This is a genomic window from Pseudomonas sp. DW-iso17 (assembly GCF_058725345.1).
Window position 1 is genome coordinate 142,127 of the sequence record NZ_JBZXEA010000021.1, and the last position, 11,924, is coordinate 154,050.

Annotated in this window: 11 protein-coding genes; 6 read left to right on the forward strand and 5 right to left on the reverse strand. The window is 60.8% G+C overall.

Annotation, left to right across the window (positions count from 1 at the left end):
- Window positions 1-180: 180 nt before the first annotated feature.
- Window positions 181-723, reverse strand: coding sequence for an oligoribonuclease (gene orn / locus AC4PS6_RS15090; protein ID WP_003171343.1), 543 nt, complete (start codon window positions 721-723; stop codon window positions 181-183).
- 108 nt (window positions 724-831) lie between these two features.
- Between orn and rsgA the strand changes: the two genes are divergently transcribed.
- Both rsgA and AC4PS6_RS15100 read left to right on the forward strand, forming a co-directional pair.
- A complete protein-coding gene (gene rsgA / locus AC4PS6_RS15095; protein ID WP_003188044.1) occupies window positions 832-1,863 on the forward strand; it encodes a small ribosomal subunit biogenesis GTPase RsgA in 1,032 nt (343 codons plus the stop codon).
- Between the two features lie 286 nt (window positions 1,864-2,149).
- On the forward strand, window positions 2,150-2,545 hold the full coding sequence (locus AC4PS6_RS15100) for a type II toxin-antitoxin system PemK/MazF family toxin (protein ID WP_014716661.1): 396 nt from the start codon (window positions 2,150-2,152) through the stop codon (window positions 2,543-2,545).
- A 58-nt stretch (window positions 2,546-2,603) separates the two neighbouring features.
- On the opposite strand, the gene motB is transcribed toward AC4PS6_RS15100, so the two are convergent.
- Window positions 2,604-3,623: a flagellar motor protein MotB gene (gene motB / locus AC4PS6_RS15105; RefSeq protein ID WP_014716660.1), complete on the reverse strand. Its 1,020-nt coding sequence runs from the start codon at window positions 3,621-3,623 to the stop codon at window positions 2,604-2,606.
- Window positions 3,624-3,626: 3 nt separating this feature from the next.
- A complete protein-coding gene (motA, locus tag AC4PS6_RS15110) occupies window positions 3,627-4,478 on the reverse strand; it encodes a flagellar motor stator protein MotA (RefSeq protein WP_003188041.1) in 852 nt (283 codons plus the stop codon).
- A gap of 166 nt (window positions 4,479-4,644) precedes the next feature.
- Between motA and AC4PS6_RS15115 the strand changes: the two genes are divergently transcribed.
- Genes AC4PS6_RS15115 through asd form a run of 3 tightly spaced genes read left to right on the forward strand, consistent with a single transcriptional unit; the run spans window position 4,645 to window position 7,929 of the window.
- Window positions 4,645-6,180 (forward strand): HDOD domain-containing protein, encoded by a 1,536-nt coding sequence (locus AC4PS6_RS15115; RefSeq protein WP_336826789.1) that lies wholly within the window; start codon window positions 4,645-4,647, stop codon window positions 6,178-6,180.
- A gap of 57 nt (window positions 6,181-6,237) precedes the next feature.
- Complete coding sequence (locus AC4PS6_RS15120; RefSeq protein WP_014716657.1) at window positions 6,238-7,053, forward strand: rhodanese-like domain-containing protein; 816 nt, start codon at window positions 6,238-6,240, stop codon at window positions 7,051-7,053.
- A 15-nt stretch (window positions 7,054-7,068) separates the two neighbouring features.
- Window positions 7,069-7,929, forward strand: coding sequence for an archaetidylserine decarboxylase (gene asd / locus AC4PS6_RS15125; RefSeq protein ID WP_336826788.1), 861 nt, complete (start codon window positions 7,069-7,071; stop codon window positions 7,927-7,929).
- Window positions 7,930-8,063: 134 nt separating this feature from the next.
- On the opposite strand, the gene serB is transcribed toward asd, so the two are convergent.
- Window positions 8,064-9,278, reverse strand: coding sequence for a phosphoserine phosphatase SerB (gene serB, locus AC4PS6_RS15130; RefSeq protein ID WP_336826787.1), 1,215 nt, complete (start codon window positions 9,276-9,278; stop codon window positions 8,064-8,066).
- A gap of 133 nt (window positions 9,279-9,411) precedes the next feature.
- On the opposite strand from serB, the gene AC4PS6_RS15135 reads away from it, so the two are divergent.
- A complete protein-coding gene (locus tag AC4PS6_RS15135; protein WP_336826786.1) occupies window positions 9,412-10,944 on the forward strand; it encodes a histidine kinase in 1,533 nt (510 codons plus the stop codon).
- Between the two features lie 221 nt (window positions 10,945-11,165).
- Here AC4PS6_RS15135 and AC4PS6_RS15140 read toward each other — a convergent pair whose 3' ends face one another.
- Complete coding sequence (locus tag AC4PS6_RS15140; protein ID WP_032873461.1) at window positions 11,166-11,879, reverse strand: PqiC family protein; 714 nt, start codon at window positions 11,877-11,879, stop codon at window positions 11,166-11,168.
- Between the last annotated feature and the right edge of the window lie 45 nt (window positions 11,880-11,924).

Genomic DNA, 11,924 nt, shown 5'->3' on the forward strand with positions numbered 1-11,924 from the left:
CGATCCTGACAGAGAGGCCGGCAGTCTAATCATTTGCCGAGGGCACCAAAAGGGGGCACTTGGCGATAAACCGCGTCGCCTGTATCGCAGGCAAGCCAGCTCCCACACTTTGAATTTACGAATGCAGCCAAATGTGGGAGCTGGCTTGCCTGCGATGGCGCATTCACTGGCGCCGTAGAATCAAGCCTTGATGAAATGCTTGCGGTAATGCTGCAACTCGGCAATCGACTCGCGAATATCATCCAGCGCCAGGTGCGTGCTGCCTTTATGGAAGCTGTCTTTGACTTCCGGGGCCCAACGCGCAGCCAGTTCCTTCAAGGTCGACACGTCCAGGTTGCGGTAATGGAAGTAACTTTCCAGCCCCTTCATGTGCGTATAAAGGAAGCGACGGTCCTGGCAGATGCTGTTGCCGCAGATCGGCGATTTGCCCTTGGGCACCCATTTTTCCAGGAAGGCAATGGTTTCGGCCTCGGCTTCGGCCATGCTGATGCGGCTGTCGCGCACGCGCTGGGTCAGCCCGGAGTTACCGTGGGTGCGGGTGTTCCACTCGTCCATGGTGGCGAGTACGGCGTCGCTGTGGTGGATGGCGATCACCGGGCCTTCGGCCAAGGTGTTGAGGTTGCTGTCGGTGACAATGGTCGCCATCTCGATGATGACGTCGGTGTCGGGGTTCAGACCGGTCATTTCCAGATCGATCCAAATCAGGTTCTGTGGGTTTTGCATGGCTTGATTCTCTTGGCACCTTGGCGTAGCCGGGCAGTTTAGCAGGCGGGGGCGTGCTAGACTCGCGACCGTTTTACCCAACTTTTGCATTATCGACACGGAACACCAATGGCCAAACGCCAGCTCAACCGTCGCCAAAACTGGCGCATCGAAAAGATTCAAGGTGAACGCGCCGCCCGCGCCGCCAAACGTGAATCCTCCGCCGTGGAAGCGCTCGAGGGCGGCGACCTGGGGCCCGAACAAACCGGCTTGGTGATCGCGCACTTTGGTGTGCAGGTCGAAGTCGAGGCGCTCGAAGGCGAACTCGCGGGCCAGGTGTTCCGTTGCCACTTGCGCGCCAACCTGCCCGCGCTGGTCACCGGCGACAAGGTGGTGTGGCGTGCCGGCAACCAGGGCATCGGCGTCATCGTCGCCCAGTTGCCGCGCAGTACCGAGCTGCGCCGCCCCGACAGCCGTGGGCAGCTCAAGCCGGTGGCGGCCAACGTCGACATGATCGTGATCGTGTTCGCGCCACTGCCCGAGCCCCATGCCAACCTGATCGACCGCTACTTGGTCGCGGCCGAGCATGCTGGCATCCGCCCGTTGCTGCTGCTGAACAAATTCGACCTGATCGACGAGCAAAACGCCCCGGCGCTCAATGCGTTGCTGGCGGTCTACCGCACCCTGGGCTACCCGGTGCTGGAAGTGTCGGCTCACCACGGCAACGGCATGGAACAACTGCAACAGCAGTTGGACGGGCGGATCAGCGTGTTCGTCGGCCAGTCAGGCGTGGGCAAGTCGTCGCTGGTCAACAGCCTGTTGCCTGAAGTCGAAACCCGCGTGGGCCCGCTGTCGGAACTGTCCGGCCAGGGCACCCACACCACCACCACCGCGCGGTTGTTCCACTTCCCGGGCGGCGGCGAGTTGATCGACTCACCGGGTATCCGTGAATTCGGCTTGGGCCACGTCAGCCGCAGCGATGTGGAAGCGGGCTTCATCGAGTTCAACGACCTGATCGGCACCTGCCGCTTCCGCGACTGCAAACACGACCGCGAGCCGGGTTGTGCGTTGCTCAAGGCACTGGAAGATGGGCGCGTGCAGCAGCAGCGGATGAACAGCTATCGGTCGATTATTGCGAGCTTGCCTGAGAGCAGCTATTGACGGTCAATTTCTTGATACACATAAACCAGCGGGCTGAAAGCCCTAGCCCATTGATTTAGCAGGAGCAGGCATCAAGAATTCGAGTCAACTGGGTGGCTGATACGCACATGCCAGCTTGTATTCGGATTTCCTGATGCTCATAATTGCTCCGTCACCAGCGAAAGCTGGCAGGAGTCTGGATCCTTTTCGGAGTTGATCCAGCGGCGCAGAAGGGGCGAAGCAAGCTCCGCTGCGTGTCGAATGAAGCCGCCTTCGGGCGGCTTTGCTTTTTGTGGGGAATTAACATTTGGCTCTCTACTATCACCCCAAACAAGGCGACGTTTTGCTGTGTGACTTCACCCGAGGCTTTGTCGCCCCGGAAATGCTGAAGATCCGCAAAGTCGTAGTGATATCTCCTACCGCGACCCACAGTCGCAAGCTCTGCACCGTGGTGCCAATCTCCTCTACTGCACCAGCGACCCAATACGACTGGCACCATTTGCTACGCACCAATCCACTTCAATCCGATGGCTATAAAGAGCTATGGGTGAAGTGCGACATGATTTATACCGTCAGCTTTGAGCGCCTCGACAAGTTGCATAGAAAGACTCGCTCCAAAGGTCGAGAGTACTTCGTCCCACGCCTGTGCGCCGACGACATGCGAGGCGTAGTCAGTGGTGTCAAAGCATACCTCCCACTTTGAACACACATGAAAACGCCCCGAATGATCGGGGCGTTTACGTTTCCAGCGCTTAGATCAACTATGACCCCGGTGCAGGCGCCGTAGGATCCTTGACGCCCCCGTCATCAAACAGGTTCAGCTTCTGGCGCAGCTCATGGGCTGGCAGCGGTTCCTGCTCCGGAGGCAGCGCGTTCGGGTCGGCCGGCACTTCGCCTGGCGCACCGTCGCCCTGGGTCGGTGCCGGTAGCGGTGGTTGATCGCCCTCAATCGCACGCTGGGCTTTTTTGGTCAGCACCACGATGTCGATACGGCGGTTGACCGGGTTGTACGGGTCTTTGGGATCAAACAGCTGCGAGGAGGCAAAGCCCACCACCCGCGCCACTTGCGGGTCCGGGTAGCTGCCGGCCACTAGCGCACGCCGGGCAGCATTGGCGCGGTTGGCCGAGAGCTCCCAGTTGCCGAAATCACCCTGGCCCGCGTAGGGTTTGGCGTCGGTGTGCCCGCTGATGCTGATCTTGTTGGGCACCGCCTTGATGGTGTCAGCCATGGCCAGCAGGATGTCTTCAAAGTACGGCTTCAAGCGCGCACTGCCCGAGTCGAACATCGGCCGGTTGGCGGCATCGGTAATCTGGATGCGCAGCCCCTCGGGGGTGATCTCGAAGGAAATCTGGTCCTTGAACTTCAGCAACTGTGGGTTTTCTTCAACCTTGTTCTGCAATTCCTGCAGCAACAGTTCCAGTCGCTCCTGTTCGACCTGCTCGGCCATGGATTCGACAGTGTCGCGCTCGATCGGGATTTTTTCCTGAGGCGATTCAGTTTGCACTTCCGGGTTGATGGTGCGCTCGGGCGCCAGTTCCGGCGAGCCGCCCAGGTCAATGACAAACGGCGTACCGCTTTCAGAAAAGCCAATCGGGTCTTTGAAGTAGCCGGCGATGGCGATTTTCTGTTCTGGCGTAGCGGTGGACATCAGCCACAACACCAGGAAGAACGCCATCATCGCCGTGGCAAAGTCGGCGAAGGCGATTTTCCAGGCGCCGCCATGGTGCCCCGCAGCGAAGCGCTTGACGCGCTTGATGATGATCGGCTGGTTGTTTTCCATGGCTTAGCGACCGCGAACCGCTTGTTCCAGCTCGGAGAAACTTGGGCGGTGTTTCGGGTACAACACCTTGCGCCCGAACTCCACAGCCAGCGACGGCGGCATGCCCGAGGCCGATGCCACCAGGCACGCCTTAATCGCTTCGTAGAGGTTGATTTCTTCCTTGGCATCGTGGGCCAGGGAGGTGGCGAGCGGGCCGAAGAAACCATAGGCGGCGAGAATACCGAAGAAGGTCCCCACCAGCGCCGCACCTACGTGCATGCCGATGGCCGCCTGATCGCCTTCGCCCAGGGACGCCATGGTCACCACGATACCCAGTACCGCTGCGACAATACCGAAACCGGGCATGCCGTCGGCGATGCCGGTCACGGCGTGGGAAGGATGCTCCAGCTCTTCCTTGAGGCTGAACAACTCCATGTCGAACAGGCCTTCCAGCTCGTGGGGCGCCATGTTGCCGGAGGACATGATGCGCAGGTAATCACAGATATACGCGGTCATGCGCTCGTCTTTGAGCACGGCCGGGTACTTGGCAAAAATCGGGCTGGCCGCGGCGTCTTCGATATCGCCTTCGATCGCCATCATGCCTTCGCGGCGGCTTTTGTTGAGGATCTCGTAGATCAGCCCCAGCACTTCCAGATAAAACGTGTGGGAGAAGCGCGAGCTGAACATGCCCAGGGACTTCTTGACCACGTGCATGGTCATATAGCCTGGGTTGGCCTGCAAAAATGCGCCGAACGCTGCACCGCCGATAATCAGCACTTCGAAAGGCTGGATCAGTGCGGCGATTTTACCGTGGGAGAGGACGTACCCTCCGAGCACACTTGCGATGACGACAATGATGCCGATAATTTTAGCCATAGGAGAGGGGTACTTGCGCCGTCGGGTTCATGGACATATTGGGTGCAGCAGAAAACTCTTGTTCTACTTATCGGCAAAACTGCGCCAGACTATAGCCCGTTAAGGCGAAAAGCCAATTCGGCCCGTTCCGGGCGTGTTGAACGCAAGTGATGATCGCGCCCCAATCATGGCAATTGAAACGACAACCCCAACAAACCGCCCCAATACCCTCGCCGCTTGGATCAAGTGCCTGGACGACGTGCTGCTGCCCGTGCCCCAGGCCAGCCACGAACGCGTGTGCAAAGCTATTCGCGATAGCCGCAGTTCATTGCGAGATATTGCTGAGTTGATGCAAAACAGTCCGGCCCTGGTGCTGAGTGTGATGCGCGAAGCCAACAGCCAAGCCCACGGCAGCCTGGCCGAACCTGCGGAAAACCTTGAAGTCGCACTTAACCGTCTTGGCCTCAAACGTGCCGAAGAGCTGTTGGCGCGCCTGCCTTCGGTACCCGCCCGGGAAATCCCCGTGGCCTTGCGTCAACTGTTGCTAATCAGCCAGCACGCATCCCAGCAAGCTAACGGTTTGTTCGGCAGTCGCCTGGCGCGGTTGTGGCAGGACATCCACTGGGGCAGCCTGCTGTTTTTGTCGCCACTGTGGCCGATGGCCGTCGCCTACCCCAAGCTTTTGGAAGAGTGGGAGTTGCGGGTGATCCATAAAGGCCAATCGGCACGCCAGGTCGAGCAACAGCTGTTCGGCGTGCGCTTGCTCGACCTGTGCCTGGGCCTGACCGAAGCCTGGCACCTGCCGATCTGGGTTTCACAGGGCTACAAGTTGCTGTTGGCCGAGCAACGCCTGCTGGTCAAGGCGCTGCACATTGCCCGTCAAGACGATGCCCTGCGTCACCAGCAATTGCTCGATGCCGAGCCCAACCTGCGACGCTGGCTGAACCAGCCGGCCAATACCGTGTTGCTGGCCAATGGCTTGGCGATGTCGGCCCAGGAATCCTGGACCTGCCCGCACACAGAGCGCTGGCAATACCTGACGGCGCTGTACCTGCAAACGCCATTGAGCGATGTGCAACAGCAAGCCCACCAGCAAGCGGTGACCAGCGCGCGTACCACCTTGATGCCCGACCTCTGGCACCCGGCGCTATCGCTGATCTGGCCGTGGCATGTGCACAAAGTCCATCGCGGCTTGCTGCCTGCACCACCGCCCACGGCCGAAGCCTTGGCCGTGTGGCGCACGCGCTGCACCGAGTTGCTGGTGGAGCCGAGCCGCTTTGCCAACGCCATGCACCTGACCACTTGCGCCAAGGAAGCCCTGGTCGCCAGTGGCATGCAGCGGGTACTGATATTCATGGCAGATCGCGCCTTGAGTACCTTGCGTGTACACCAGGCCGACGGCCTGCCCAAGGACGCGGCTCACCTGAGCCTGGATGTGGTGAACAGCACATTGCTGCAACGCCTGCTGGAAAAGTCCGCCCAGGTACGCCTGAACCCCGACAACCATGCGCAGTTTTCCGCATTGCTGCCACCGATCCTGCGTCGTCTGTTTATTGGCGAGCATCTGCTACTGCGCTCACTGAGCTGCAACGGCCGTGTGGTCATGCTGATCGTGGCGGACCAGGGCGGCGGGCCGTTCTCGGAAACCACCGTGCAAGCGTTCGGCAAAACCGCCCAATGCATCGAGAAAGCCCTGCACAGCTTTACCAACCGCAGCGCCTGATGCTTGCGCTACAATCACCGGCCTTTATCGCCAACATTTGTGCCCAGGAGACCTCACATGCCTGACTTCTCTGGCTTGCCGCTGGTGATCGAATCCGCCGACCTGTTGGGTCGCCTCGATTCCAAGCACTTGATACTGGTAGACCTCACCAGTGTCGCCCGCTACGCCGAAGGGCATATCCCCGGCGCGCATTTCGTTGACCCCAAGCGCACCCAACTGGGACAGCCACCGGCACCCGGCCTGCTACCAAGCAAGGCCGACCTGGAAAAACTGTTCGGCGAACTGGGCCACACCCCGGACGCCACCTATGTGGTCTACGACGACGAAGGCGGCGGTTGGGCCGGGCGTTTTATCTGGATGCTCGACGTGATCGGCCACCAGAAATATCACTACCTCGACGGTGGCCTGCTGGCTTGGCTGGAGGAAGGGCACCCGCTTTCCACCGATGTGCCCCCAGCAGCCGGCGGCCCGGTCAGCCTTACGCTGCACGACGGCCCTACCGCCACCCGTGAATACCTGCAAAGCCGTCTCGGCGCGGCCGACCTGGGGATCTGGGACGCTCGTGGCCCGCTGGAGTATTCCGGCGAGAAAGTGCTCGCAGCCAAGGGCGGCCACATTCCCGGCGCGGTGAACTTCGAATGGACTGCCGGCATGGACAAGGCGCGCAACCTGCGTATCCGCCGTGACATGCCGCAAATCCTCGAAGACCTCGGGCTGACCAAAGACAAAGAAATCATCACCCACTGCCAGACTCACCACCGCTCTGGCTTCACCTACCTGGTGGCCAAGGCGCTCGGTTATCCGCGAGTCAAAGGTTATGCCGGTTCCTGGGGCGAATGGGGCAATCACCCCGACACCCCCGTTGAGATTTAAGGTTTAAGGACAGTTATGAAAAAGCAGTTGTTTATCCTCAGCCAGTACTTGCTGCCGCACCACTTGCTGTCGCGCCTGGCCGGTTGTATCGCCGAGTGCCGCGTGCGCTGGTTCAAGAACGCCTTCACTGCCTGGTTCGCCAAGCGCTACCAGGTGGACATGTCCCAGGCCCTGGTGGAAGACCTGACCGCCTACGAGCACTTCAACGCCTTCTTCACCCGTGCGTTGAAAGACGGCGCCCGCCCGTTGGATCCAACCCCAGGTGCCGTGTTGAGCCCTGCCGATGGCGCGGTCAGCCAGCTAGGCCCGATCGAACATGGCCGTATCTTCCAGGCCAAGGGCCACAGCTTCAGCGTGCTGGAACTGCTCGGTGGCGATGCCGCAATGGCTGCGCCGTTCATGGGCGGCGAGTTCGCGACAATTTACCTGTCGCCCAAGGACTACCACCGGGTGCACATGCCACTGGCCGGTACCCTGCGCGAGATGGTGTATGTGCCAGGGCGGATTTTCTCGGTCAACCAGACCACCGCCGAAAACGTGCCGGAACTGTTCGCCCGTAACGAGCGCGTTGTCTGCTTGTTCGACACCGAACGCGGCCCGATGGCCGTGGTGTTGGTAGGTGCGATGATCGTTGCGTCGATTGAAACCGTGTGGGCCGGTTTGGTAACGCCGCCGAAACGCGAGCTGAAAACCTTCCGCTACGACGAAGCGGCCCGCGCGCCGATTCATCTGGACAAGGGTGCGGAACTGGGTCGTTTCAAACTGGGCTCCACTGCCATCGTGCTGTTCGGGCCGGACCAGGTGAAGTGGGCTGAAGAACTGGCAGCGGGTACGCCGGTGCAGATGGGCCAGGGTATCGCCGCCGCTAAAGCCTGATATTGCAGTTGATCGTTCCCACGCTCCGCGTGGGAATGCAGCCCGAGGCGCTCTGCGCCCAAAGCGTGACGCAGAGCGTCACTGGAGGCGTTCCCACGCAGAGCGTGGGAACGATCAGTGACAGTGAGATCGGCTTATAGCTGACCGTCGCGGTCACGCAAGCCCAGCAGATACAGCACGCCATCCAGCCCCAGTGTCGAAATCGCCTGCTTGGCCGATTGCTTGACCAACGGTTTGGCACGGAACGCTACGCCCAACCCGGCAATCGCCAGCATCGGCAAGTCATTGGCGCCGTCGCCGACCGCAATGGTCTGCTCCAGGCGCAAGCCTTCCTTATGGGCCAATTCCTTGAGCAGGTCGGCCTTGCGCTGGGCGTCGACAATCGGCTCCACCGCGACGCCAGTCACTTTGCCATCCACCACTTCCAGCTCGTTGGCGAATACATAGTCAATGCCCAGCTTGGCCTGCAACTGCTTGGCGAAGTACGTGAAGCCGCCGGACAGGATGGCGGTCTTGTAGCCCAGTCGCTTGAGTTCGGCGAACAGGGTTTCGGCGCCTTCAGTCAGGCGCAGCGACGCGCCGATCGAATCCAGCACACCCACATCCAGGCCTTTGAGCAGCGCCAGACGCTCCTTGAAGCTGGCACGAAAATCCAGCTCGCCGGCCATCGCGCGCTCGGTAATCTCAGAAACTTGCTCGCCCACACCGGCCGCCTTGGCCAGCTCATCGATGACTTCGGCTTCGATCAAGGTGGAGTCCATGTCGAACACCGCCAAGCGGCGGTTGCGACGGAACAGGGAGTCTTCTTGGAAGGCGATATCGACATTCAGTTCCTGGGCCACGCTCAGGAAGTCGGCGCGCAGCGCTTGCGCGTCAGCCGGTTCACCGCGCACGGAGAACTCGATGCAGCCCTTGCCTTTGTCAGCCGGGGTGTCCAATGGCATGCGACCCGACAGACGGTCAATATGGTCGATATTCAATCCGTATTGCGCGGTGATCGAACTGACGCGCTGCAGCTGCTCAGCCGTTACCTTGCGGGTCAACAGGGTGACGATATGGCGTTTTTTACCCTGGCCTTCGACCCAGTGCTGGTAGTCAGCTTCGGACACCGGGGTGAAACGTACCTGTTGATCGAGCTTATACGCCGTAAACAGGATGTCCTTGAGTACCGAGGAGGCCTGCTCGGTGCTGGGGATCTCCACCAGGATGCCGAACGACAAGGTGTCGTGGATCACTGCCTGGCCGATGTCGAGAATGTTCACACCACCCTGGACCAGGACGCCGGTAATGGCTGCGGTGAGACCCGGTCGGTCTTCACCCGTGATGTTGATCAGGACAATTTCGCGCAAAGCGCACCCCCAGGCTGGAAAAAAACCGCATTCTACCCACTTTCAGTGACCATCGGGCACAGGCAGCGCTTTGCCGGCCAGGGGCCTGTCGCTATACTGCGCGTCAACTTCACGGACCAAGAGCCGAGCGCAAGTGAACCGGCCCACGCCAGTAAAAACCGATAACTTCTTCCTGCTGATCTTCCGGGCACTGCGCCATCGCCGTGTACCGATTGCATTGCGCATCGCCAGCCATAACGTGATCCTGGTCGCTCTGGCCCTGGTGATCTACGCCTGCGTGATGGGTTTGCAGTTCAAGCAGGCCATGCACGAGCAAGCTGACGCCCTGGGCGCGAGCCTGACAACCCAGACTGCCACTTCGGCGACTGAGTTGCTGGTGTCCAACGACATCCTCAGCCTCAACGTATTGCTCAACAACCTGACCAAGAACCCGCTGGTGGCCCACGCCGCCATCTATAGCGTGGACAACCGGATCATGGCCGAGGCCGGGCAGCGCCCGAAAAACGGCCTGCTCGGTGAGGCCGAGGGCCTGTATCAGAGCAATATCACGTTCCAGGACGTGAAGGCCGGCCAACTGCGTATCAGCCTTGATATGCAACAGTTCCAGCAGCCGATGACCATCAGCCTGCAAAGCATGGGCATCCTGAGCGCGATCCTGCTGGCCTTGGCCCTGGCCTTGAGTCTGCGCCTTGGTCGGCATATCTCCACGCCGTTGATGCAACTGCGCATCTGGCTGCGGGATATCGACGAACACACCCCGGCCACCGATCGCCAGGACGAAATCGGCGACCTCGCGCGCCAGCTCCACACCAGCTTTGCCCCGGAGCCGAAAGCGCCTGAAGTCGAACCTGAGCCTGAGTACGACGACACCGAGGACTACAACGACGTGCCTGAGTTTGAAGTGCGCGACCTGCGCGACCCAGGCTTCGACGAAAGCGCCCCGGTGGCCGGCCTCAAGCCTGCGCCGCGCCATGTGATCAAGGCCGAGGAAGACGAGCTGGACGACGAAGACCCGTTCGCCGACCTGCGCGACACCTCGGCAGCCGCCCCAGTCGCTGCGCCCAAACCGGTTGCGGTCAAGAACGCCGAGCCACAGCACAGTGCTGTACTCGCCGTGCAACTGGGTGCCCAGGAGCAACTGCGCCGCCTGCCCCGCGCCCGCCTGACCGAACTGCTCGAACGCTACCGTGACTGCCTCGACCAGGCCGCTTCGCTCTACCAGAGCGAACTGCACACCCTGAACGATGGCAGCACGCTGATGCTGTTCCACAGCGAAGACAGCGGCGAGGACTACCTGACCAATGCCATCTGCTGCGGCGAGCTGTTGCGCGCCCTGGGCCATGCCCTGCAGATCGAAGTAGCCGACAGCGGCATTACCCTGCAACTGCAGCTGGGTCTAACCGTGGGTGACGACCTGTTTGGCATCAGCCAGATCGACCTGCTGCTGACCGAAATCGCCCAGGATGCCCTGGCCTTGTCCCAGCACAGCCGTAACCTGCTGCTGGTGGAGCGCAAGATCAGTGAGGACACGCTGATCCGCCAACGCGCACGTATCCGCCCGATTGCCAGCCCTGAAGGGGCCAGTTGTGTGGAGCGGTTGATGGAGCCGTATCCGTCGATGCTGGAGCGTCAGTTGGCGCGGATGCATGAGACCCGTAAGCCCTGAGGCATAGCGTTATACCTACTGTGGAGCTGGGCTTATGTGGGAGCGGGCTTGCTCGCGAAGGCGGCGTGTCAGTCAGCTGATGCGCCCCTGACACACCTGATTCTCGAGCAAGCCCGCTCACACACAAGCCCCCCCCCATTTGGGTTGTGGTGCAGCTTAAATCGCAGCCCAACAAAAAGGCCCGCTTATTCAGCGGGCCTTTTGTTTGTGCGCCATTCAGATCAGAATCTGAACACTTCCAAGTCCGTACGAATCGGCGTGGCCATCGGCATCTTCGGTTTTTCCGGGGCCGCAGGCTTGGCCTGGGCGGGGGCCTGCTTACGCGGTTGCGCTTCGGCAATCGGCGGCTGGTTGGCCAATGGTTTGAGCGCCACCGACAACTGCTGTGCCAAGTGCTGCAACAGCACACCCTGGGCCTGGACCTGGGACGCAGTGGTGCCGGCGTGCTCTTCCTGCAGATGCACAATGCGGTTGTCCCGCACCTGCCCGCGACGGTCGATCAGGCGCCACTGTGCATCCAGGATCGCCGGTTGCGACTTGCCGGAATCCAGCCGCGTAATGGTCAGCAACACCTGTACATCCGGGGTGAACCCGGAGGGTCCCGGTGCCAGGACCACACGCTGGCTGTCCAGCTGGCCGGCGACCTGACGCAACATCAACTGGTTGATATCCGACGACAGGCTACCGGCCCAACGACCATCTGTGGAACCTTGCAGGCTGCCGTCGTTCTGACGTTGAAGCAGGGTTTCGCGTTGCAGGTAATCGGCAACCACTACCGGCCCCAGCAATACGGCCATGCCAGCGGTTTGGGCAGGCTGAGCCGGACTTCCGCTGTCCAGCTGGTACAGCGACACCGGTTGATGTGTGCTGCAACCCGCCAACCCCAAAAGGCCAGCGAGCATCAAAAATAGAGGAAGGCGTGGAGCAGTCATCATCCCATCCAAGTGGCTGCCACAAGGCGAACCACAATGTAATACTAA